This is a genomic window from Streptomyces albireticuli, assembly GCF_002192455.1.
In the GTDB taxonomy this organism is placed as follows: Bacteria; Actinomycetota; Actinomycetes; order Streptomycetales; family Streptomycetaceae; genus Streptomyces; species Streptomyces albireticuli_B.
Genome location: NZ_CP021744.1, coordinates 5,039,921 through 5,062,757 on the forward strand (window position 1 = coordinate 5,039,921; position 22,837 = coordinate 5,062,757).

15 protein-coding genes are annotated in these 22,837 nt (G+C 73.6%); 7 read left to right on the forward strand and 8 right to left on the reverse strand.

The features are described from left to right. The first annotated feature begins 122 nt into the window (after window positions 1-122). Together SMD11_RS21785 and SMD11_RS21790 are read left to right on the forward strand one after the other, a co-directional pair. Window positions 123-3,965, forward strand: a complete 3,843-nt coding sequence (locus SMD11_RS21785; RefSeq protein WP_087928035.1) for an ABC transporter ATP-binding protein — start codon at window positions 123-125, stop codon at window positions 3,963-3,965. A gap of 178 nt (window positions 3,966-4,143) precedes the next feature. Continuing rightward, window positions 4,144-5,577: a S28 family serine protease gene (locus tag SMD11_RS21790; protein ID WP_087928036.1), complete on the forward strand. Its 1,434-nt coding sequence runs from the start codon at window positions 4,144-4,146 to the stop codon at window positions 5,575-5,577. A gap of 72 nt (window positions 5,578-5,649) precedes the next feature. On the opposite strand, the gene SMD11_RS21795 is transcribed toward SMD11_RS21790, so the two are convergent. The 3 genes from SMD11_RS21795 to SMD11_RS21805 form a co-directional block, all read right to left on the reverse strand. Beyond that, the gene (locus SMD11_RS21795; protein WP_234366122.1) at window positions 5,650-6,294 is read right to left on the reverse strand and encodes a hypothetical protein; all 645 of its coding nucleotides are present in this window, start codon (window positions 6,292-6,294) and stop codon (window positions 5,650-5,652) included. Window positions 6,295-6,720: 426 nt separating this feature from the next. Beyond that, complete coding sequence (locus SMD11_RS21800) at window positions 6,721-7,344, reverse strand: TetR/AcrR family transcriptional regulator (protein ID WP_087928037.1); 624 nt, start codon at window positions 7,342-7,344, stop codon at window positions 6,721-6,723. A 70-nt stretch (window positions 7,345-7,414) separates the two neighbouring features. Next, a complete protein-coding gene (locus tag SMD11_RS21805) occupies window positions 7,415-8,218 on the reverse strand; it encodes a sugar phosphate isomerase/epimerase family protein (RefSeq protein ID WP_087928038.1) in 804 nt (267 codons plus the stop codon). A 63-nt stretch (window positions 8,219-8,281) separates the two neighbouring features. Between SMD11_RS21805 and SMD11_RS21810 the strand changes: the two genes are divergently transcribed. The 5 genes from SMD11_RS21810 to SMD11_RS21830 all read left to right on the forward strand — a co-directional run bounded on the left by SMD11_RS21810 (window position 8,282) and on the right by SMD11_RS21830 (window position 15,421). Then, window positions 8,282-9,439, forward strand: a complete 1,158-nt coding sequence (locus tag SMD11_RS21810; protein ID WP_087928039.1) for a Gfo/Idh/MocA family protein — start codon at window positions 8,282-8,284, stop codon at window positions 9,437-9,439. Further along, window positions 9,436-10,593, forward strand: coding sequence for a dihydrodipicolinate synthase family protein (locus SMD11_RS21815; RefSeq protein ID WP_087928040.1), 1,158 nt, complete (start codon window positions 9,436-9,438; stop codon window positions 10,591-10,593). The genes SMD11_RS21810 and SMD11_RS21815 overlap by 4 nt, the downstream gene beginning before the upstream one ends. Then, window positions 10,590-11,492, forward strand: coding sequence for a sugar phosphate isomerase/epimerase family protein (locus SMD11_RS21820; protein WP_087928041.1), 903 nt, complete (start codon window positions 10,590-10,592; stop codon window positions 11,490-11,492). The genes SMD11_RS21815 and SMD11_RS21820 overlap by 4 nt, the downstream gene beginning before the upstream one ends. A 221-nt stretch (window positions 11,493-11,713) precedes the next feature. Continuing rightward, on the forward strand, window positions 11,714-13,921 hold the full coding sequence (locus SMD11_RS21825; protein WP_087928042.1) for an ATP-dependent RecD-like DNA helicase: 2,208 nt from the start codon (window positions 11,714-11,716) through the stop codon (window positions 13,919-13,921). 213 nt (window positions 13,922-14,134) lie between these two features. Further along, the gene (locus SMD11_RS21830) at window positions 14,135-15,421 is read left to right on the forward strand and encodes a citrate synthase (RefSeq protein WP_087928043.1); all 1,287 of its coding nucleotides are present in this window, start codon (window positions 14,135-14,137) and stop codon (window positions 15,419-15,421) included. A gap of 391 nt (window positions 15,422-15,812) precedes the next feature. Here SMD11_RS21830 and SMD11_RS21835 read toward each other — a convergent pair whose 3' ends face one another. From SMD11_RS21835 to iolB, 5 genes are all read right to left on the reverse strand, one after another. Beyond that, window positions 15,813-18,077 carry a heavy metal translocating P-type ATPase gene (locus tag SMD11_RS21835; protein WP_087928044.1) on the reverse strand — a complete coding sequence of 755 codons (2,265 nt, stop codon included), beginning with the start codon at window positions 18,075-18,077 and terminating at the stop codon, window positions 15,813-15,815. Between the two features lie 44 nt (window positions 18,078-18,121). Further along, window positions 18,122-18,340 (reverse strand): heavy-metal-associated domain-containing protein, encoded by a 219-nt coding sequence (locus SMD11_RS21840; RefSeq protein WP_087928045.1) that lies wholly within the window; start codon window positions 18,338-18,340, stop codon window positions 18,122-18,124. 190 nt (window positions 18,341-18,530) lie between these two features. Continuing rightward, window positions 18,531-20,024 (reverse strand): CoA-acylating methylmalonate-semialdehyde dehydrogenase, encoded by a 1,494-nt coding sequence (locus tag SMD11_RS21845; RefSeq protein WP_087928046.1) that lies wholly within the window; start codon window positions 20,022-20,024, stop codon window positions 18,531-18,533. A gap of 18 nt (window positions 20,025-20,042) precedes the next feature. After that, window positions 20,043-21,938, reverse strand: a complete 1,896-nt coding sequence (gene iolD / locus SMD11_RS21850) for a 3D-(3,5/4)-trihydroxycyclohexane-1,2-dione acylhydrolase (decyclizing) (protein ID WP_087928047.1) — start codon at window positions 21,936-21,938, stop codon at window positions 20,043-20,045. Continuing rightward, on the reverse strand, window positions 21,935-22,816 hold the full coding sequence (gene iolB / locus SMD11_RS21855) for a 5-deoxy-glucuronate isomerase (protein ID WP_087928048.1): 882 nt from the start codon (window positions 22,814-22,816) through the stop codon (window positions 21,935-21,937). Before iolB ends, iolD begins: the two co-directional genes overlap by 4 nt. Window positions 22,817-22,837: the final 21 nt, after the last annotated feature.

The following is a 22,837-nucleotide window of genomic DNA, read 5'->3' on the forward strand; positions in this document are numbered from 1 at the left end:
TCCGGCGCTTGAGGACACCGCGCGGAGCGCGGAAAGGGGGTCCGGGGGCTTGCCCCCGGTTACGGGAAGGGGCGGGGCTGGGGAAAGTCCCTCCACGCCCGCCCCCACTTTGTTGCCGCGGGATGAAATCCGCAGCCCACGGCGTTGGGCCGTCCGTGGCAGAGGACAGCGGAAACCCCCGCAAGGCGACGGAACCGATCCGACAAGGCTGGGCCAGGCGACTCGCACGGTACTGCTGGCGCTACCGCCGCACCGTGCTGCTCGCCCTCGGCTCCTCACTGGGCGGCATGGCCGTCATGGCCCTGGTCCCGCTCATACCCAAGCTGATCATCGACGACGTCATCGGCGCCGGCGACCGCCCCCTCGCCCCCTGGGCGACGCTCCTCATAGCCGCCGCGGTCGTCGTCTACGGCCTGACCTACCTCCGCCGCTACTACGGCGGCCGCCTCGCCCTCGACGTCCAGCACGACCTGCGGACCGAGATGTACGCCTCGATCGCCCGCCTCGACGGCCGGCGCCAGGACGACCTCTCCACCGGCCAGGTCGTCGGCCGGGGCACCAGCGACCTCCAGCTGGTGCAGAGCCTCCTCTTCATGCTGCCGATGATGATCGGCAACGTCCTGCTGTTCGTGATCTCACTGATCGTCATGGTGAGCCTCTCCCCGCTGCTCACGGTCATCGCCCTCGCCGTGGCACCCGCCCTGTGGTTCCTCGCCCAGCGCAGCCGCACCACGCTCTTCCCCGCCACCTGGTACGCCCAGGGGCAGGCGGCGGCCGTCGCGGGCGTCGTGGACGGGGCCGTCACCGGTGTCCGCGTCGTGAAGGGCTTCGGCCAGGAGGAGCAGGAGGCCGGCAAGCTCCGCGTGGTGAGCCGCCGCCTCTTCGCGGGCCGGCTGCGCACCGTCCGGCTCAACTCCCGCTACACCCCGGCCCTCCAGGCCGTGCCCTCCCTCGGCCAGGTCGCCATGCTGGCGGTCGGCGGCTGGATGGCCACGCGCGGGCAGATCACCCTCGGCACCTTCGTCGCCTTCTCCACCTATCTGGCGCAGCTCGTCGGTCCGGTGCGGATGCTCACGATGATGCTGACCGTCGGCCAGCAGGCCCGCGCCGGCGTGGAGCGGGTCTTCGAGCTGATCGACACCGAGCCGGTCGTCGAGGAGCGGCCGGGCGCCCACGCGCTGCCCGACGACGCGCCCGCCACCGTCGAGTTCGACGACGTCACCTTCGGCTACGACCCCGGCCGGCCCGTCCTCGACGGCTTCTCGCTGCGCATCGAGCCCGGGGAGACCGTCGCCGTCGTCGGCGCGTCCGGCAGCGGCAAGTCGACCGTCGCGCTGCTCCTGCCGCGCTTCTACGACGCCACCGGCGGCGCCGTCCGGGTCGGCGGCCACGACGTGCGCGACCTGACGCTGCCCTCGCTGCGGGCCGCGATCGGGCTGGTGCCCGAGGACAGCTTCCTGTTCTCCGCGAGCATCGCCGACAACATCGCCTACGGGCACCCCGAGGCCACCGCCGAGCAGATCCAGGCCGCCGCCCGGGCCGCCCAGGCCGACGGCTTCATCTCCCGGCTGCCCGACGGCTACGACACCGAGGTCGGCGAGCAGGGCCTCTCCCTCTCCGGCGGCCAGCGCCAGCGCATCGCGCTCGCCCGCGCCATCCTCACCGACCCCCGGCTGCTCCTCCTCGACGACGCGACGTCCGCGGTCGACGCCCGGGTCGAGCACGAGATCCACGAGACGCTGCGCGCGGTCACCGCGGACCGCACGACGCTGCTCATCGCCCACCGGGCCTCGACGCTGGCCCTGGCCGACCGGATCGCCGTCCTCGACAACGGGCGGCTGGCCGACCTCGGCACGGCGGAGGAGCTGGAGGAGCGCAGCGAGCTCTACCGCAGACTGCTGACCGACCCGGAGGAGCTGGCCGGGGTGCGCAAGGACCCCGCGGGCCAGGCGCTCGCGGGGTCCTTCGGCGGGGAGTCCGCGATCGGCGGGACGCTCGTCGCGGAGCCCCTGGAGGAGACCGGGGTCCCGGACGACGCCCCCGCGTCCGCGCCGCGCCCCCGCAAGCGCACCGTGGTCGACGGCGTCACCCCGTCCCTGTGGGTCCGTACCGGGGACGGCGCGCCCGCCGACCTCGCCGGGATGCCGGCCACGCCCGAGCTGCTCGCCAAGGTGGCCGCGCTGCCGCCCGCGACCGACACGCCCGACGTCGACGAGGAGCGCGCCGCCCGGCCCGAGAAGGAGTTCGGGCTGCGGCAGCTGCTGCGCGGCTTCGGCGGCCCCCTCGCCCTGAGCCTGCTGCTGGTGGCCCTGGACGCGGTCGCGGGGTTGCTGCTGCCGGTCCTCATCCGGCACGGCATCGACCAGGGCGTCCAGCGCCTGGCGCTCGGCGCGGTGTGGGTGGCCTCCGGCCTCGCCCTGCTGGTCGTGGTCGGCCAGTGGGCCGCGCAGGTCGCGGAGACCCGGCTCACCGGCCGCACCGGCGAGCGCGTGCTCTACGCCCTGCGGGTGAAGATCTTCGCCCAGCTCCAGCGGCTGGGCCTCGACTACTACGAGCGCGAGCTCACCGGCAAGATCATGACCCGGATGACGACGGACGTGGACGCCCTGTCCTCGTTCCTCCAGACCGGGCTCGTGACCGCCGTCGTCTCCGTCCTCACCTTCTTCGGCATACTCGTCGCCCTGCTGGTCATCGACGTCGGCCTGGCCCTCGTCGTCTTCGCGACCCTGCCGCTGCTCGTGATCGGCACCGTCGTCTTCCGCCGGCAGAGCGTCAAGGCCTACGAGCTCGCCCGCGAGCGTGTCGGCCTCGTCAACGCCGACCTCCAGGAGAGCGTCGCCGGCCTCCGCATCGTGCAGGCCTTCCGCCGCGAGGCGGCCGACGGGCGGCGGTTCGCCGAGCGCAGCGACGCCTACCGGCGGGCGCGGGTGCGCGGCCAGTGGCTGATCTCGGTGTACTTCCCGTTCGTGCAGCTGCTGTCGTCCGTGGCGGCGGCCGCGGTGCTCATCGTCGGCGCGGACCGGGTGGGCGCCGGCACCCTGACGGCGGGCGCCCTGGTGGCGTACCTGCTCTACATCGACCTGTTCTTCGCGCCCGTCCAGCAGCTCTCGCAGGTCTTCGACGGCTACCAGCAGGCGACCGTCTCCCTCGGCCGGATCCGGGACCTGCTGCGCGAGCCGACGACCACCCCGCCCGCGACGCGGCCGCGCGCGGTGACGGAGCTCCGCGGCGCGGTGGCCTTCGAGGACGTCCACTTCCACTACGGGGACGGCGAGCGGGCCCTCGCGGGCATCGACCTCACCGTCCCGGCCGGGCAGACCGTGGCCTTCGTCGGCGAGACGGGCGCGGGGAAGTCCACGCTGGTCAAGCTGGTGGCGCGGTTCTACGACCCGACGTCGGGCACCGTCCGCGTCGACGGGCACGACCTGCGGGAGCTGGACGCCACGGCCTACCGGCACCGGCTGGGCGTGGTCCCGCAGGAGCCCTACCTCTTCCCCGGCACGGTCCGCGACGCCATCGCCTACGGGCGGCCGGACGCCTCCGACGCCGAGGTCGAGGCCGCGGCGCGGGCGGTCGGCGCGCACGACATGATCGCCACTCTCGACGGCGGCTATCTGCACACCGTCGCCGAGCGGGGCCGCAACCTCTCGGCCGGGCAGCGGCAGTTGATCGCGCTGGCCCGCGCCGAGCTGGTCGACCCGGACGTCCTGCTGCTCGACGAGGCCACGGCGGCCCTGGACCTGGCCACCGAGGCGCTGGTCAACCAGGCCACCGAGAAGCTGGCGGGCCGGCGCACCACGCTGGTCGTCGCGCACCGGCTGACGACCGCGGCCCGCGCGGACCGCGTCGTGGTCCTGGACCGCGGCCGGGTGGTGGAGGACGGCACGCACGACGAACTGCTGGCCCTGGACGGGCGGTACGCCGTGCTGTGGCGGACGTTCACGGGCGAGGCGATCGCGGCGTAGCGGGCGGTGGCCGGCCGCCCGGCGGAGCGCGGGGCGGTGGCCGACAGATCAGGAGAAAGAGACCAGCCGACCGGTATTCGACCGGTCGGCTGGTCAGTTGATATGCCTGAGGGTCTGGTGCAGCCGATGTCCACCCCGATAGGTTCACGGCGGACTTTGTGAACCCAGGGGAGGGCGAATGCGCAAGGCGCTCAGAGGGCTGCTGGCGCTGGCGGTGCTCACGGGCACCGTCGGTGTCGGCGGTGCCACGGCGGGAACGGCGGCCGCGGCCACCACCGAGCCGGACATCAAGGAACGCGTCCTCGCGATCCCGGGGATGAGTTTCGTGGAGGAGAAGCCCTACGAGGGCTACCGCTACCTCGTCCTCACCTACGACCAGCCGGTCGACCACCGGAACCCGGCCAAGGGGACCTTCAAGCAGCGCTTCACGCTGCTGAACAAGTCCACCGACCGGCCGACGGTCTTCTTCACCTCCGGTTACAACGTCAGCACCAACCCCAGCCGCAGCGAGCCCACCCGGATCGTCGACGGCAACCAGGTGTCGATGGAGTACCGCTACTTCACCCCGTCCCGGCCCCAGCCCGCCGACTGGTCGAAGCTGGACATCTGGCAGGCCGCCAGCGACCAGCACCGCCTCTACCAGGCGCTCAAGCCCGTCTACAACAAGAACTGGCTGGCCACCGGCGGCAGCAAGGGCGGCATGACGGCGACGTACTACCGCCGCTTCTTCCCGGACGACATGAACGGCACCGTCGCCTACGTCGCGCCCAACGACGTGAACAACAACGAGGACTCGGCCTACGACAAGTTCTTCGCGAACGTCGGCGACCAGGCCTGCCGCACCCAGCTCAACTCCGTGCAGAAGCAGGCGCTCGTCCGCCGCGACGAGATCGTCGACCGCTACCAGAAGTGGGCCGACGCCAACGGCAAGACCTTCAAGGTCGTCGGCAGCGCCGACAAGGCGTACGAGAACGTCGTGATGGACCTGGTCTGGGCGTTCTGGCAGTACCACCTCCAGAGCGAGTGCGCGACCGTGCCCGCGACCAACGCCTCCACGGACGACCTCTACAAGTTCATCGACACCATCTCGGGCTTCGACGGCTACACCGACCAGGGCCTGGAGCGGTTCACGCCGTACTACTACCAGGCGGGCACCGAGCTCGGCGCGCCGAGCTTCAGGACCCCGCACCTGAAGGGCCTGCTGCGCTACCCCGGGATCTACAGCCCGCGCAACTACGTGGCGCGTGACATCCCGATGAAGTTCAAGCCCAAGGCGATGGCCGACATCGACCGCTGGGTGCGCAACGACAGCCGGCGGATGCTCTTCGTCTACGGGCAGAACGACCCGTGGAGCGGCGAGCCGTTCAACCTCGGCCGGAACGCGGCCGCGCGGGACGACTACCGCTTCTACGCCCCCGGCGGCAACCACGGCGCGAACATCGCGCAGCTCGTCGCCGACGACCGGGCCAAGGCCACGGCCGAGGTCCTGGAGTGGGCCGGCGTCGCGCCCGCGGCCGTCCGTAAGGACGCCACGCACGCCAAGCCGCTGGCCCCGTTCGACGCGAAGCTCGACCGTCCGGTCGTCGACCGGCAGAACAGCCTCCGTCCGTAAGGACGCCGGGGCCGCGAGGACGGCCGTAAGGCCGCGGGGCTCCACGCGAGTCCGTAAGGCGGGCCCCTGAGTTCACACCAGGCGGCGGGCGCACCCTATGGGTGTCCCGCCGCCCACGTGTACGTACAGGTCGGTCGAGGCCGGGCAGTCGGGCCGCGCGCCGACCTCACGCGTGACCCGGTACTCCGGCGCGTGCCGGCCCGACCCGTCGCAGGCCGTCTCCTTCACCACGCCCCGCCGCTCGGCGTACACGCAGTCGCCCGGCACCGTCAGCGGACCGCCGCCCCGGCCCGGGTCACCGGGGTGCGGCGCCTGGAGGTTGCGCATGCAGGCGTAGCCCTCCGGCGCGCTGTCCTCCTCCGACGTGCCGCGGTCGACGGCGGTGACGTGCAGCACGAAGTCCGTGGCGGCCGGGCAGCGCGGGCCGTCCGCCCGCGGGCCGTTGAAGCGGGCCAGGACCCGGGCGACGGCCCGCTCACTCGCGCACGAGACCTCCGTGAAGGAGGCCCCTCCACCGCCCGCGCAGGCGCTCCGGGCCAGGAACGTGGCCCCGGGCTCCGGCGGGGCCGGCGCGGGCGGCAGCGGGGCGGCGACCGCCCTCCGGTCGTCCCCGGCGGCCCGGACCGGCGCCTGGCAGCCCGCCAGCGAGGCCGTCACCGCCGGTGCCGCGAACAGGACGAGCGCGAGCAGCGCGGCCCGCGGCGCGCGACGCCGCATGGTGTCCCCCCGTTCCCGTGCGTCCCCCACATGGTCCCCGTACGTTCCTCGCGGCCCCCGCGCCTCCCGCGCCCTTCGTCCCTCGCGCCTTCCGCGCCGTGCCCTTCCGGTTCAGCGTGGCTCCCCGGGCCCGGCGCACGCCAGACGTGCGGGGCGCGTCGGGGCGGCCGGGCCGGGCGGAACAGGGTGTGTGCGGGGCGCGCCGCCGGGACCGCACGCCGGGACGCGCCGGAGCGCCCCGGGGAGCCGCCACCGGCGCGGGTGGAAGGGGGTGCGCCGGCGGCGGTGCGCTGCCGGCCGCGGGCGGCGGAGAGGGAGGTCAGCGACGCGGCCAGGGGCGCACGCCGACACCGCCCGGCGGCCGTTCGACGACAGCACGCACCTTGGACGGGCGCCGCCCCGGAGCGGTTCCGCGCGGGGCGGGCGTCAGCCGTGCGCGCGCCGCTTGATGACGAGCCGGGCGGGCAGCCGGCGGGTCAGCAGCCGGGCCCGCGGGGCCAGCCGCCGGGCCATCGCGAACACCGAGTCCGTACGCGAGCGGTCCGCGTCCAGGACCGTGAAGAGGTTCACGCCGAGGTAGAAGGTGATGGCCGCGTTGGCCAGGTCGCGCGGCGGGGTCAGCCGGGCCAGCGGGGTGCCGCCGATCACCCGCTCCAGGGTCTCCTCGACGAAGGCGATCCACGGCTCGGCCCGCACCCGGATCTCCTCCCGCAGCTCCGGCTTGGCCACGGCGGCGGCGACCAGCTCGGAGAAGAGCGTGAGGTGCCCCTCCGCGATGTCGTGGCGGTAGATCCGGGTGGCGGCCTCGGTGAGGTCCTCCAGCGTCCGGCAGCCGGCGACGGCGTCGGCGAGCACCGCCATCCGTTCGGCGGAGGACCGGTCCAGGGCGGCGAACAGGAGCGGGTCGACGCCGCCGAAATGGTAGAAGACCAGGGCGGAGTTGACCCCGGCCTCCTTGGCGATCGTCCGCGCGCTGGACTTGGCGTACCCCTGGGTCCGCAGGACGGTCCCCGCCGCGCTGATCAGCCGTTCCTTGGTGTCCACCGACATGTGTGCAGCCCTCTCGCCCTGTCGATCATACGGTTCGGGCCACCGCCGGGCCGGGCGGAGAGGGCGGGGCTCAGGCGGCCCGCGCGCCGTCGACGAGGCCCAGCAGGTACTCCCGGCCGGGCCCCGCCAGCTGCTGGAACTCCGCCGCCTGCGGGTACCAGCGCTTCTCGTACTCCCAGCACAGCCAGCCGTCCCAGCCCGCGCGGCCGAGCACCCGCACGCAGTCGGGCAGCGGCAGCGCCCCCGACCCCAGGGGCAGCGGAGCGGTGTCCTCCGCCGAGGCGACGTCCTTCACCTGGACATAGCCCAGGTGCGGGGAGAGCGGCGGGAAGCTCAGCACGGGCGTCTCCCCGCCGAGCCAGGTGTGCAGGACGTCCCAGAGCGCTCCGACGTTCGGGTGACCGACCGGGCCCAGGATCCTCGCCACGTCCTGGGCCCTGCGGTGCGAGTCGTGGGTCTCCAGCAGGACGTGGACGCCCAGGTCGGCGGCGAGCGGCGCGACGGCGCCCAGCCGCCGCGCGGCGGTCGCGTCGGCCTCCGCCGCCGGCGACTCCCCGCCGCCGGGGAACACCCGGGCGTACCGGGCGCCGAGGTCGCCGGCGAGCCGGACCAGCGCGGACAGCTCCCCGAGAACGGTGTCGTCCGGCTCCGGCGAGGCGACCCGGACGTACCCGGCCACCGCCAGGATCCCGACGCCCGCCCCGGCGAACTCCGCGACCGCCGCCGCCCGCTCCCGCGGGCCCGTGCCCGAGTGCACCGGTTCCTCCGGGTGCGCGCGCAGTTCGACGCCGTCGTAGCCGTGCGCGCGGGCGAGCCGCGCCACGTCGGGGAGGGGGAGGCCGGGGACACCGAGGGTGGAGAAAGCCAGTTTCATGGGGACCGGGTTCCCCGGGTGCGGGCGGGAAATGCTCCTTGTACGGCAGAAGGGGGTCCAGGGATGACCGCCACCGACACCAGAACCTTGCGGATCGCCATGAACGGCGTCACCGGCCGCATGGGCCACCACCAGCACCTCGTCCGCTCCGTCCTCGCCCTCCGGGAGCAGGGCGGCCTCGACCTCGGCGACGGCACCCGGCTGTGGCCGGAGCCCCTGCTCGTGGGGCGGGACGCCGGCCGGCTCCGCGCGCTCGCCGGGCGGTACGGCCTGGAGCACTGGACGACCGATCTCGACGGCGCCCTCTCCGACCCCGCCGTCGGCGTCTACTTCGACGCCCAGATCACCGCCGCCCGCGAAACCGCCCTCCGTAAGGCCATCGCCGCCGGCAAGCACGTCTACTGCGAGAAGCCCACCGCCCTCGACACCGGCGGCGCGATCGACCTCTACCAGCGTGCCCGTGCGGCCGGCGTCCGGCACGGCGTCGTCCAGGACAAGCTCTTCCTCCCCGGCATCCGCAAGCTCAAGAGGCTCGTCGACGGCGGCTTCTTCGGCCGGATCCTGTCCGTCCGGGGCGAGTTCGGCTACTGGGTCTTCGAGGGCGACTGGCAGCCCGCCCAGCGTCCGTCCTGGAACTACCGCGGGGAGGACGACGGCATCACCTCCGACATGTTCCCGCACTGGGAGTACGTCCTGCGCGAGCTCTTCGGGCCCATAAGGTCCGTACAGGCGCACACGGCCACCCACATCCCGCGCCGCTGGGACGAACACGGCAAGCCCTACGAGGCCCGGGCCGACGACGCGGTCTACGCCGTCCTGGAGCTGGAGAGCGGCGCCGTCGCCCAGCTCAACTCCTCCTGGGCGGTGCGCGTCCACCGCGACGAGCTGCTGGAGTTCCAGGTCGACGGCACGGAGGGCTCGGCCGTCGCCGGGCTCCGGCACTGCCGGGTCCAGCACCGCGCGGCCACCCCCCGGCCCGTCTGGAACCCCGACGCGCCGGCCGCCGACGACTTCCGCGCCCAATGGCAGGAGGTCCCCGACAACGAGCCGTTCGAGAACGCCTTCAAGGCGCAGTGGGAGCTCTTCCTCCGCCATGTGGCGCTCGGCGGCCCCTGGCGGCACGACCTCCTCACGGGCGCGCAGGGCGTACGGCTCGCCCTGCTGGCCCGGACGTCCGCCCGGGAGGGCCGCAGGCTGCCGCTGCGGGTGAGCGGGCCATGATCCGGCTGCCCGACGCCTCCGGCGCCCTGCGCCGGTACGAGCCCCGGTGCCTGCCCCTGGAGCTCAGCGCCCAGGGCACCCCGCCCACCTCCCGGCGGGTCCTCGCCGCCGCCCACGTCGTCGCCGACCCCTTCGGCAACACCACGCCCTACGGCCCCGCAGCGCTCGACTGGGAGGCCACCCTGGCCTTCCGCCGCCACCTGTGGGCGCACGGCCTGGGGGTGGCCGAGGCCATGGACACCGCGCAGCGCGGCGCGGGCCTGGACTGGCCGGCCGCCGCCCGGCTGATCCGCCGCTCGGCCGCCGAGGCGCGGGCCGTCGGCGGCCGCGTCGTCTGCGGGGCCGGCACGGACCAGCTCACGCCCCCCTACGGCACCCTGGCGGACGTCACCGCCGCCTACGAGGAGCAGCTCGCCCTGGTCGACGGGGAGGGCGCACAGGCCGTCGTGCTGGCCTCCCGGGCCCTCGCGGCCGTCGCCACCGGACCCGACGACTACCGCGCGGTCTACGGACAGCTGCTGCGGCAGACGGACCGGCCCGTCATCCTGCACTGGCTCGGCCCCATGTTCGACCCTGCCCTGGAGGGCTACTGGGGCAGCCGCGACCCGGACGAGGCCATGGAGACCTTCCTCGGGATCGTCGCGGACCACCCGGCGGAGGTCCACGGCGTGAAGGTCTCGCTCCTGGACAAGGAGCGCGAGCGCGCCCTGCGCCGGCGCCTGCCCGACGGAGTGCGCTGCTACACCGGCGACGACTTCCACTACCCCGAGCTGATCGAGGGCGACGCGCACGGCCACAGCGACGCCCTGCTCGGCGTCTTCGATCCGCTGGGCCCGCTCGCCGCCCACGCCACGCGGCTGCTCGACGCGGGCGACCGGCACCGCTTCCGGGCGCTCCTGGACCCCACCGTGGCACTCGCCCGGCACCTCTTCGAGCCGCCCACCCACTGCTACCGGACGGGCGTCGTGCTGCTGGCCTGGCTCGCCGGGCACCAGCGGCACTTCGCGATGGCCGGCGGGCAGCACTCCGCGCGCACCCTGCCGCACCTGGCGCGGGCCTACGAACTGGCCGACGGCCTCGGGCTCTTCCCGGACCCGCCGCTCGCCCAGGACCGGATGGCCCGGCTGCTGGCCGTGCACGGGGTCGACCGGTGACGGGCGGTGCCCGGGCGCTCCCCGACCCCCGGTTCAGCCTCAACCAGCAGACCGTGCGGCAGTGGACCCTCCCCGAGCTGGCCGCCGGCTGCGCGGCGGCCGGGGTGCGCCATGTGGGGCTCTGGCGCGGGCCCGTGCGGGAGTACGGGCCCGCGGCCGCCGCCCGGCTGGCGCGCGGCGCCGGACTGGCCGTCAGCAGCCTCTGCCGGGGCGGCTTCCTGACCGCCGCCGACCCGGACCGGTGGCGGGCCGCGGTCGCCGACAACCGGGCCGCCGTGGCGGAGGCGGCGGAGCTCGGCACCCGCACGCTCGTCCTCGTCCCCGGCGGCCTGCCGGAGGGCGACCGCGACCTCGCCGGCGCCCGCGGGCGGGTGGCCGACGCGCTGGCCGAACTCGGGCCCTACGCCGCCGGCTACGGCGTGCGGCTCGCGGTCGAGCCGCTGCACCCGATGTACGCCTCCGACCGCTCGGTCGTCTCCACCCTCCGGCAGGCCCTCGACCTCGCCGAGCGCTTCCCGGCCGGCCAGGTGGGCGTCGTGGTGGACACCTACCACCTGTGGTGGGACGACACGGTGGCCGAGCAGCTCGTACGGGCCGGGGAGGGCGGCCGGATCGCTGCCTTCCAGCTCGCCGACTGGGTCACCCCGCTGCCCGAGGGGGTGTTGCTGGGCCGGGGGCAGCTCGGCGACGGGTGCGTGGACCTGCGGTGGTTCCGCGAGCGGGTCGACGCGGCGGGCTACCGGGGACCCGTGGAGACCGAGATCTTCAGCCCCGCGCTCTGGGCGCGCGACGGCACCGAGGTACTCGCGGAGGTCCTGGACCGCTACCACCGGTACGCCGCCGGAATACCCGCGGTAACCGAAACCCCTTCGATCCCACCTTCGGTAACGGAACGATAACTCCTTGAATGCGGTGCAACCCTTTGCCGCGATGACAGGTCGTACTGGGCATCGGGCTTCCTGGGGGAGGGATCCGGGGGGATTCGGAGGAAGCCGGTTTTGGGGGGTAACCGAGGGGCCCGGTCGTCGGACCGGGCCCCTCGGCCTTTCCCCCTCCCTCGCGGTCCCCGCGTTGTCCACAGGCCCGAACTCCTGTCGGACCCCGGCTGTACCGTCGGGGCATGGCGCAGATGGCTGTGGTCGAAGGGGTCCTGGAGCGGATCACGTATGCCAATGAGGAGAGCGGCTACACCGTGGCCCGCGTCGACACCGGGCGCGGCGGCGGCGACCTCCTCACGGTCGTCGGCTCCCTGCTCGGCGCGCAGCCGGGCGAGTCCCTGCGGATGGAGGGCCGCTGGGGCTCCCACCCGCAGTACGGCCGCCAGTTCACCGTCGAGAACTACACGACGCTCCTGCCCGCCACCATCCAGGGCATCCGCCGCTATCTGGGCTCCGGCCTGATCAAGGGCATCGGCCCGCGCATCGCCGACCGCATCACCGAACACTTCGGCACGGACACCCTGGACGTCATCGAGCGGGAGCCGAAGCGCCTGATCGAGGTGCCCGGACTCGGCCCCAAGCGGACGAAGATGATCGGCGCCGCCTGGGAGGAACAGAAGGCCATCAAGGAGGTCATGGTCTTCCTCCAGGGTGTCGGCGTCTCCACCTCCATCGCCGTCCGCATCTACAAGAAGTACGGCGACTCCTCCATCTCCGTCACCCGCAACCAGCCCTACCGGCTGGCCGCCGACGTCTGGGGCATCGGCTTCCTCACCGCCGACCGCATCGCCCAGGCCGTCGGCATCCCGCACGACAGCCCCGACCGCGTCAAGGCGGGTCTTCAGTACGCCCTTTCCCAGTCCACCGACCAGGGGCACTGCTTCCTCCCCGAGGAGCGGCTGATCGCCGACGCGGTCAAGCTCCTCCAGGTCGACACCGGCCTCGTCATCGACTGCCTCGCCGAACTGGCCGCCGAGGAGGAGGGCGTGGTCCGCGAGACCGTGCCCGGCCCGGACGGCGGCGAGCCCGTCACCGCCGTCTACCTCGTCCCCTTCCACCGGGCCGAGATCTCCCTCGCCGCCCAGCTGGGCCGGCTGCTGCGGACCGGGGAGGACCGGCTCGCCGCCTTCCAGGACGTCCGGTGGGACAAGGCCCTGGCCTGGCTCGCCGGCCGCACGGGCGCCGAGCTGGCCCCCGAGCAGCGGGAGGCCGTGCGGCTCGCGCTCTCCAGCAAGGTCGCCGTGCTCACCGGCGGCCCCGGCTGCGGCAAGTCCTTCACCGTGCGGTCCGTCGTCGAACTGGCCCGCGCCAAGAAGGCCAAGGTCGTGCTGGCCGCGCCCACCGGCCGGGCCGCCAAGCGGCTCGCCGAGCTCACCGGTGCCGAGGCGTCCACCGTGCACCGGCTCCTGGAGCTCAAGCCCGGCGGCGACGCCGCCTACGACAAGGACCGGCCGCTGGACGCCGACCTGGTGGTGGTCGACGAGGCGTCCATGCTCGATCTCCTGCTGGCCAACAAGCTCGTCAAGGCCGTGCCGCCCGGGGCCCATCTGCTGCTCGTCGGCGACGTCGACCAGCTGCCGTCCGTCGGCGCCGGCGAGGTCCTGCGCGACCTCCTCGCCCCCGGCAGCCCCGTCCCGGCCGTGCGCCTCACCCGGATCTTCCGGCAGGCGCAGGAGTCCGGAGTGGTGACCAATGCGCACCGCATCAACTCCGGTACGCCGCCCCTCACTCAAGGGATGACGGATTTCTTCTTCTTCGTCGAGGAGGACACCGAGGAGGCGGGCCGCCTCACCGTGGACGTGGCGGCGCGCCGGATCCCCGCGAAGTTCGGCCTCGATCCGCGCCGCGACATCCAGGTGCTGGCCCCCATGCACCGCGGCCCGGCCGGCGCCGGCACCCTCAACGGCCTGCTCCAGCAGGCCGTCACCCCCGCCCGCCCCGACTTGCCGGAGCGGCGCTTCGGCGGCCGCGTCTTCCGCGTCGGGGACAAGGTCACCCAGATCCGCAACAACTACGAGAAGGGCGAGAACGGCGTCTTCAACGGCACGGTGGGCGTGGTCACCGCCCTGGACACGGTGGAGCAGCGGCTGACCGTCCGCACCGACGAGGACGAGGAGGTCGGCTACGACTTCGACGAACTCGATGAGCTGGCCCACGCGTACGCCGTGACCATCCACCGCTCGCAGGGCAGCGAGTACCCCGCCGTGGTGATCCCCGTCACCACCGGCGCCTGGATGATGCTCCAGCGCAATCTCCTCTATACCGCAGTGACTCGGGCAAAACAGCTCGTAGTGCTCGTAGGGTCCCGTAAGGCTCTGGGTCAGGCGGTGCGCACGGTCTCCGCGGGGCGCCGCTGCACGGCCCTGGACCACCGGCTCGCGGGAGGGTGAGGAGGTGTCTCCCGGGGGCGCCCGGAGGTGGGATTCGTCTCTAGACGGTTTACCAACCGGGGCGAACGGGGCAGTATGGCCAGGCTGGGCGGCACTGAGTGCCGCCTTTAGGCCCTATGGCCGACCCCGAGTGCACGTGCATCGTCCAAATGGGGGAAGGTAGGGGTAGTCAGGGCACCTCGAAGAAGAGGCACAACGTCGGTGAGGGATGACGTGAGCGACAACTCTGTAGTACTGCGGTACGGGGACGGCGAATACACCTACCCGGTGGTCGACAGCACCGTCGGCGACAAGGGCTTCGATATCGGCAAGCTCCGCGCCCAGACCGGTCTGGTGACCCTGGACTCCGGTTACGGCAACACCGCCGCGTACAAGTCCGCGATCACCTACCTCGATGGTGAGCAGGGCATCCTGCGCTACCGGGGTTACCCGATCGAGCAGCTCGCCGAGCGCAGCACGTTCCTGGAGACGGCGTTCCTGCTGATCAACGGCGAGCTCCCCAGCGTGGACGAGCTGGCCTCCTTCAAGGGTGAGATCACCCAGCACACGCTGCTGCACGAGGACGTCAAGCGCTTCTATGACGGCTTCCCGCGGGACGCCCACCCGATGGCCATGCTGTCGTCCGTGGTCAGCGCGCTGTCGACGTTCTACCAGGACAGCCACAACCCGTTCGACGAGCAGCAGCGCCACCTCTCCACGATCCGGCTGCTCGCCAAGCTGCCGACGATCGCCGCGTACGCCTACAAGAAGTCGGTCGGCCACCCGGTGGTCTACCCGCGCAACGACCTGGGCTACGTCGAGAACTTCCTGCGCATGACCTTCTCGGTGCCCGCCGCCGAGTTCGACCTGGATCCGGTCGTCGTCAACGCCCTCGACAAGCTGCTGATCCTGCACGCGGACCACGAGCAGAACTGTTCGACCTCCACCGTGCGCCTGGTCGGCTCCTCGCAGGCGAACATGTTCGCCTCGATCTCCGCCGGCATCAGCGCCCTGTGGGGCCCGCTGCACGGTGGCGCCAACCAGTCGGTCCTGGAGATGCTGGAAGGCATCAAGGCCAACGGCGGCGACGTCGACTCCTTCATCCGCAAGGTGAAGAACAAGGAGGACGGCGTCCGCCTGATGGGCTTCGGCCACCGGGTGTACAAGTCCTTCGACCCGCGCGCGAAGATCATCAAGGCTGCCGCGCACGACGTCCTCTCGGCGCTCGGCAAGTCCGACGAGCTGCTGGACATCGCGCTCAAGCTGGAGGAGCACGCGCTCTCCGACGACTACTTCGTCTCGCGCAACCTCTACCCGAACGTGGACTTCTACACCGGTCTGATCTACCGGGCGATGGGCTTCCCCACCGAGATGTTCACCGTGCTCTTCGCGCTCGGCCGGCTCCCCGGCTGGATCGCCCAGTGGCACGAGATGATCAAGGAGCCGGGTTCCCGCATCGGCCGCCCGCGCCAGATCTACACCGGCGTCGTCGAGCGCGACCTCCCGCTCACCCGCGACTGAGCCGTGCCCACGGGCGGCCGGGCCGCCCGTAGCGCAGAGAAAACAGCGCAGAGAAAAGCGCCCCGCTGCCGATCCCCCACGGGTCGGAGCGGGGCGCTTTCCTTACCCCGGTACGGATTCCCCCCACGGGATCCGGCCGGGAGCCGCGGTGCCGCGGTGCCGACGCGATCTGCCGGGACGCGTACGTACGGGAGGGCCGCTCAAAGCTCCCCGGGTACGTGCCCCGGCCACGCGTGGCCGGTACCGTCCCCCAAGACGATCCAGCACTGCCCGGTTAGACCCCCGACCCCCCTCAATGGTTACCTCCCAAAGGCTGTGATCTAGGTCTCCTGCCATAAGGGACGTACGAGGGCAAGGGGTGAATGTGTGGGTGTTGTGTCTCTTTTGTGGGCTACGTGAAGGTTCGTAGCCGCAGGCTGTTGGACACCACGAACACCGACGAGAAGGCCATCGCCGCTCCCGCGATCATGGGGTTGAGCAGGCCCGCCGCCGCAAGGGGCAATGCGGCCACGTTGTAGCCGAAGGCCCAGAAGAGGTTGCCCTTGATGGTGGTGAGCGTCCGGCGCGCCAGCCGGATGGCGTCGGCGGCCACCCGCAGGTCGCCGCGGACGAGCGTGAGGTCACCCGCCTCGATGGCCGCGTCCGTGCCCGTGCCCATGGCCAGTCCCAGATCGGCCGTGGCCAGGGCGGCCGCGTCGTTGACGCCGTCGCCGACCATCGCGACCGTACGGCCCTCGGCCCGCAGCCGCTCGACCACCGCCACCTTGTCCTGCGGCAGCACCTCGGCGATCACCTCGCCGATCCCCACCTCGCGGGCCACCGACTCGGCCACGGCACGGTTGTCGCCGGTGAGCAGCACCGGCCGGAGCCCCAGGGCGCGCAGCTCCGCCACGGCCCGTGCGCTGGAGTCCTTGACGGTGTCCGCGACCGAGAGGGCACCGCGTGCCTCCTTGTCCCAGGCCACCGCCACCGCCGTGCGCCCCTCGGCCCGCGCGGCGGCCAGCGCCTCCGCCAGGGAGTCCGGCAGCTCGACGCCCGCCCCGGCCAGCAGCGCCTCCCGGCCCACCAGGACCTCACGCCCCTCGACGAGACCCCGCACGCCCAGCCCGGCGACGTTCCCGAAGTGCCCGACGGCCGGCAGCGCGCCGGTCCGCTCCTCGGCGCCGGCCGCCACGGCCCGCGCCACCGGGTGCTCGGAGGCGTGCTCCACCGCCCCCGCGAACCGCAGCAGGTCGCGCTCCGCCACGCCGGGCGCGGTGACCACGTCCCGCAGTGCCATCCGGCCGGTCGTCACGGTGCCGGTCTTGTCCAGGACGACGGTGTCCACCCGCCGGGTGGACTCCAGGACCTCGGGCCCCTTGATGAGGATGCCGAGCTGCGCGCCCCGGCCCGTGCCGACCATCAGCGCCGTCGGGGTGGCGAGGCCCAGGGCGCACGGGCAGGCGATGATCAGCACGGCCACGGCGGCCGTGAACGCGGCCGTCACGTCGCCCGTGGCCAGCAGCCAGCCGGCCAGCGTGCCGAGGGCGATCACCAGCACCACGGGCACGAACACGGCGGAGATCCGGTCGGCGAGCCGCTGGACCTCGGCCTTGCCGTTCTGCGCGGCCTCCACCAGCCGGGCCATCCGGGCGAGCTGGGTGTCCGCGCCCACCCGGGTGGCCTCGACCACCAGCCGGCCCGCGGCGTTCACCGTCGCGCCGGCCACGGCGTCGCCCACGGCGACCTCCACCGGAGCCGACTCGCCGGTCAGCATCGAGGCGTCGACCGCCGAGGAGCCCTCGGTGACCACGCCGTCCGTGGCGATCTTCTCCCCGGGGCGCACGACGAAGCGGTCGCCGACGGCCAGCCGGGAGACCGGCACCCGCTCCTCGCGCCCGCCGCGCAGCACGGTCACGTCCTTCGCGCCCAGCTCCAGCAGCGCCCGCAGTGCGGCCCCCGCCTTCCGCTTGGACCGTGCCTCCAGCCAGCGCCCGGCCAGGATGAACGTCGTCACCCCGGCCGCGGCCTCCAGGTAGATGGCCGACGAGCCGTCCGTGCGCGAGACGGTGAACTCGAAGGAGTGCCGCATGTGCGGCATCCCCGCCGTCCCGAGGAACAGCGCCCACAGCGACCAGCCGAGGGCCGCGAGGGTGCCTATGGAGACCAGCGTGTCCATCGTGGCGGCGCCGTGCCGGGCATTGGTCCACGCCGCCCGGTGGAAGGGCAGCGCCCCCCAGACCACGACGGGGGCGGCCAGGGTCAGCGACAGCCACTGCCAGTTGTCGAACTGGAGCGCGGGGACCATCGACATCAGCACCACGGGCACCGACAGGACCAGCGACACCAGGAGCCGCTGCCGCAGCCCCCGGGCCTCGCCGTCACCCGGCCCGCGCCCGGCCTCCCGGCCGGACCCGGGGTCGGGCTCCGGGGGCCGGGGCACCTCGGCGGTGTACCCCGTCCGCTCCACGGTCGCGATGAGGTCGGCGACCTCCACCCCCTCGCCGAAGGCGATCCGCGCCTTCTCCGTGGCGAAGTTGACGGTGGCTTCGACGCCGTCCATCCGGTTGAGCTTCTTCTCGACGCGGGCGGCGCACGAGGCGCAGGTCATGCCGCCGACGGCGAGCTCGACCTCGGCCCGGTGCGGGGCCGTCCGGTGGGGAGCCGTGCTGTTCATGGCGTGTTCCCGGGGGGTGGGGGTGGGGGAGGGCCGGCTGTCCGTCAGGCGCGGCCGACGAGTTCGTAGCCCGCCTCGTCGACGGCGGCGCGCACGGCCTCGTCGTCCAGCGGGGCCGCGGTGGTGACGGTGACCTCGCCGGTGGTGGCGACGGCCTTCACGGCGGTGACGCCGTCGAGCGCGGAGAGCTCTTCGGTGACGGCCGACTCGCAGTGGCCGCACGTCATGCCGGTGACCTTGTAGACGGTGGTGGTGGCGCTCATGGGGGGTCTCCTCGACTGGTCTCGGGACTTGTGCACGTCGTACAACAGTGAGAACACCTTACCCCCAGGGGGTATTCCCGCGGGAGGTTTCCCCGATACCCGCGGGGACTGCCCGGGAACGGGGGAACCCCTGCGGGCCGAGGGCCCGCAGGGGTTCGTCGTCCGTCCGCGGCCGTGCCACGGACAGGGGTCAGCGGTGGCTGGGGAAGCCCAGGTCGACCGAGCTCTCCGCCGGGTCGGGCCAGCGGGTCGTGACGACCTTGCCCCGGGTGTAGAAGTGGACGCCGTCGTTCCCGTAGATGTGGTGGGCGCCGAAGAGGGAGTCCTTCCAGCCGCCGAAGGAGTGGTAGCCCACCGGCACCGGGATGGGGACGTTGACGCCCACCATGCCCGCCTCGACCTCCAGCTGGAAGCGGCGGGCCGCGCCGCCGTCGCGGGTGAAGATCGCGGTGCCGTTGCCCCACGGCGAGCCGTTGATCAGGGCCAGGCCCTCCTCGTAGGTCTCCGCGCGCAGCACGCACAGCACCGGGCCGAAGATCTCGTCGCGGTAGGCGTCCGCGTCGGTGGGCACCTTGTCCAGCAGGGACAGACCGATCCAGTGGCCACCCTCGTAGCCCTCGACCGTGTGGCCGGTGCCGTCGAGGACGACCTCCGCGCCCTGGGCGGCGGCGCCCGCCACATAGGACGCGACCTTGTCGCGGTGCGCCTTGGTGATCAGGGGGCCCATCTCGGACGCGGGGTCGTCGCCCGGCCCGATCCGGATCTTCCCGGCGCGGTCCCGGATCTTCGCGACCAGCTCGTCCCCGGTGTCGCCCACCGCGACGACCGCCGAGACCGCCATGCAGCGCTCGCCGGCCGAGCCGTACGCCGCCGAGACGGCCGCGTCCGCCGCGGCGTCGAGGTCGGCGTCGGGCAGCACCAGCATGTGGTTCTTGGCGCCGCCCAGGGCCTGGACCCGCTTCCCGTTCGCGGTGCCGGTGGTGAAGATGTGACGGGCGATCGGGGTGGAGCCGACGAAGCTCACCGCCGCGACGTCCGGGTGCTCCAGCAGGCGGTCGACGGCCGTCCGGTCGCCGTTGACGATGTTGAGCACCCCGTCCGGCAGGCCCGCCTCGGCGGCCAGCTCGGCGAGCCGGAACGCGGCCGACGGGTCCTTCTCGCTCGGCTTCAGCACGAAGGTGTTGCCGCAGGCGACGGCCAGCGGGAACATCCACATCGGCACCATGGCCGGGAAGTTGAAGGGTGTGATGCCCGCGACCACCCCGAGCGGCTGCCGGATCGCGGCCACGTCCACGCCGCCCGACACCTGGGTGGACAGCTCGCCCTTGAGCTGGGTGGTGATCCCGCAGGCCAGCTCGACGATCTCCAGACCGCGGGCGACCTCGCCGAGGGCGTCGGCGTGCACCTTGCCGTGCTCGGCGGTGATCAGACGGGCCAGCTCGTCGCGGTGGGCGTCGAGCAGGGCGCGGTAGCGGAACAGCACGGCCGTGCGGGCCGCCAGCGAGGAGCCGCCCCAGGTCGCGAACGCGGCCTTGGCCGCGGCGACGGCGGCGTCCACCTCGTCGGCCGAGGCGAACGCGACACGGGTGGTCTCCACCCCCGTCGCCGGGTCGGTCACCGGCCCGTACGTCCCGGAGGCGCCCTCGACGGCCTTGCCGCCGATCCAGTGGTTGACGGTCTTCATGCTGCGGCCTCTCTCACATCAAAGGTACCGGCGGCGGGCCGACGCGCGGCGCTCGTACTCCTCCCGGGCCCGCAGGGCGGCCGGGCGGGTCGCGGCCTGGGCGACAGGCACATCCCACCACGCCTGGGCGGGGGGCGCGCCCGGCACTGTGTCGGCTGTTCCGGTCTCCACATAGACACATGTGGGGCGCTCGGCGGCGCGTGCCTCGGCCAGCGCCTCCCGCAGCGCGCCGACCGTGCGCGGCCGGAGCACGGCCATCCCCAGGGACGCGGCGTTGGCCCCCAGGTCGACCGGCAGCGGCCCGCCCGTGTACGTCCCGTCGGCCGCCCGGAACCGGTAGGCCGTGCCGAAGCGCTCGGCGCCCACCTGCTCCGAGAGGCCGCCGATGGAGGCGTAGCCGTGGTTCTGGACCAGCACCACCTTGATGGGGATGCCCTCCTGCACCGCCGTGACCAGCTCCGTCGGCATCATCAGATACGTGCCGTCCCCGACCAGCGCCCACACCGGCCGGTCCGGCGCGGCCAGCCGCACGCCGATCGCGGCGGGGATCTCGTAACCCATGCAGGAGTAGCCGTACTCCAGGTGGTACTGGCGGCGGGAGCGGGAGCGCCACAGCTTGTGCAGATCGCCGGGGAGCGAGCCGGCCGCGTTGACGATCACGTCCTCGTCGCCGACGACGGAGTCCAGCGCGCCGAGCACCTGGGCCTGGGTGGGCCGCGCGCCGGCGTCCTGCCAGGAGTACGCCCGCTGCACGGCGGCCTCCCACTCGGCCTTGCCCGCCGCGTACTCCCGCTCGTAGGCGGCCGGGACCCGGTACCCGGCCAGCCCCTCCGCCAGGGCGGCCAGGCCGGCCCGGGCGTCGGCGACGACCGCGAGCCCCGCCATCTTGTGGGCGTCCGCGGCCGAGATGTTGAGGTTGACGAAGCGGACGTCCGGGGCGGCGAACAGGGTCGCGGACGCCGTGGTGAAGTCGGTGTAGCGGGTGCCGACGCCGAGCACGAGATCGGCGTCGCGGGCGAGCGCGTCGGCGACGGCGGTGCCGGTGTGGCCGAGCCCGCCGACGTCCGCCGGGTGGCTGTGGTGCAGCGACCCCTTGCCGGCCTGGGTGGACGCGACCGGCACGCCCGTGGCGTCGGCCAGCGCCCGCAGCGCGTCCTCGGCGCCGCTGTGGGCCACCCCGCCGCCCGCGACGACCAGCGGCCGCCGGGCCGCCCGTACCGCCCGCACCGCCTCCTCCAGGGCGTCGGCGGCGGGGGCCGGGCGGCGGACGTGCCAGACGCGGTCGGCGAAGAACTCCTCCGGCCAGTCGTACGCCTCGGCCTGCACGTCCTGCGGCAGCGCGAGGGTGACGGCGCCGGTCTCGACCGGGTCGGCCAGGACCCGCATCGCCTGGAGGGCGGCCGGGACCAGCGCCTCGGGCCGGGTGATCCGGTCGAAGTACCGCGACACCGGCCGCAGGCAGTCGTTGACGGAGACGTCGCCCGCGCCGGGGTGTTCGAGCTGCTGGAGCACCGGGTCGGCGGGCCGGGTGGCGAAGGTGTCGCCGGGCAGCAGCAGGACCGGCAGCCGGTTGATCGTGGCGAGGGCCGCGCCCGTGACGAGGTTGGTCGCCCCCGGGCCGATCGAGGTGGTGACGGCGTGGGCGGAGAGCCGGTCGCTCTGCCGGGCGTAGCCGACGGCGGCGTGCACCATGGCCTGCTCGTTGCGGCCCTGGAGGAACGGCAGCGCGCCCTCGGCCTCCAGCAGGGCCTGGCCGACGCCCGCCACGTTGCCGTGGCCGAAGATGCCCCAGCAGGCGGCGACCAGGCGCTGCCGCCGGCCGTCGCGCTCGGTGTACTGGTGGGCGAGGAACTCCACCAGGGCCTGCGCCGTGGTCAGCCGGCGGCCCGGCCGCCGGGCGTGCGGAACGGTCATGTCATCTCCCCGGGCGCGAGATAGAACGGCAGCCGCGGGTCCAGCGGCTGCTCCGGCCAGGTGGCGCGGATCCAGGCGTGGTCCGGGTGGTCGCGGATCAGCCACTCCCGCTCGGCGCCGGGCCCCGCCATCACGTTGAGGTAGTACATGTCGTGCCCGGGCGCGGCGATCGACGGGCCGTGCCAGCCGTCCGGGACCAGTACCGCGTCGCCGTCGCGGACCTCCGCGAGGACGTCCGTGCCACCGCGCCGGGACGGGGTGACGCGGTGGTAGCCGAGGCCCGCGTCGCCGTCGATCTCGAAGTAGTAGATCTCCTCCAGCTCGGACTCCTGGCCGGCCCGGTGCTCGTCGTGCTTGTGCGGCGGGTACGAGGACCAGTTGCCGCCGGGCGTCACGACCTCGACCGCGATCAGCCGGTCGCACTCGAAGGCGCCCGCCGCGGCGAAGTTGTTGACCTGGCGGGAGCAGTTGCCGGTGCCGCGCAGCTCCACGGGGACGCCCTCGGCCGGCCCGTAGCGCGCGGGCAGCCGGCGCTCGCAGCGCGCCCCGGCCAGCGCGAACCGCCCGCCCGTCCGGGACCCGAGGGTCACATGGGCCGTCCGTGGCACGTAGGCGAAGTCGGTGACCCCCGCGAAGACGCTCTTCCGGCCGTCCAGTTCGAAGGGCTGCCCGTCCACGGTCACCGTGCAGCCGCCGGCCAGCGGCAGCACGATCCACTCGCTGTCGCCCGAGGAGAAGGTGTGCGTGGAGCCGGGCGCCAGGACCAGGACGCGCAGCGAGGAGTACTCCCAGCCGGCCTGCTCCGGGCGGATGTCCAGGGTGTACGGGCCTCCGTCGGCGGCGCTGCCGGCCGGGAGGTGGGGGGTCGCGAAGGTCATCCGGTCTCTCGTCTCTCCTGA

Bases quoted from the DNA above. Each gene is read 5' to 3' on its own strand.
- SMD11_RS21790 (WP_087928036.1), top strand. From the start codon at position 4,144: ATGCGCAAGGCGCTCAGAGGGCTGCTGGCGCTGGCGGTGCTCACGGGC.
- SMD11_RS21840 (WP_087928045.1), bottom strand. From the start codon at position 18,340: ATGAGCGCCACCACCACCGTCTACAAGGTCACCGGCATGACGTGCGGC.
- iolB (WP_087928048.1), bottom strand. From the start codon at position 22,816: ATGACCTTCGCGACCCCCCACCTCCCGGCCGGCAGCGCCGCCGACGGA.
- SMD11_RS21845 (WP_087928046.1), bottom strand. From the start codon at position 20,024: ATGAAGACCGTCAACCACTGGATCGGCGGCAAGGCCGTCGAGGGCGCC.
- SMD11_RS21815 (WP_087928040.1), top strand. From the start codon at position 9,436: ATGATCCGGCTGCCCGACGCCTCCGGCGCCCTGCGCCGGTACGAGCCC.
- SMD11_RS21800 (WP_087928037.1), bottom strand. From the start codon at position 7,344: ATGTCGGTGGACACCAAGGAACGGCTGATCAGCGCGGCGGGGACCGTC.
- SMD11_RS21805 (WP_087928038.1), bottom strand. From the start codon at position 8,218: ATGAAACTGGCTTTCTCCACCCTCGGTGTCCCCGGCCTCCCCCTCCCC.
- SMD11_RS21795 (WP_234366122.1), bottom strand. From the start codon at position 6,294: ATGCGGCGTCGCGCGCCGCGGGCCGCGCTGCTCGCGCTCGTCCTGTTC.
- iolD (WP_087928047.1), bottom strand. From the start codon at position 21,938: ATGACCGTTCCGCACGCCCGGCGGCCGGGCCGCCGGCTGACCACGGCG.
- SMD11_RS21810 (WP_087928039.1), top strand. From the start codon at position 8,282: ATGACCGCCACCGACACCAGAACCTTGCGGATCGCCATGAACGGCGTC.
- SMD11_RS21825 (WP_087928042.1), top strand. From the start codon at position 11,714: ATGGCGCAGATGGCTGTGGTCGAAGGGGTCCTGGAGCGGATCACGTAT.
- SMD11_RS21785 (WP_087928035.1), top strand. From the start codon at position 123: ATGAAATCCGCAGCCCACGGCGTTGGGCCGTCCGTGGCAGAGGACAGC.
- SMD11_RS21835 (WP_087928044.1), bottom strand. From the start codon at position 18,077: ATGAACAGCACGGCTCCCCACCGGACGGCCCCGCACCGGGCCGAGGTC.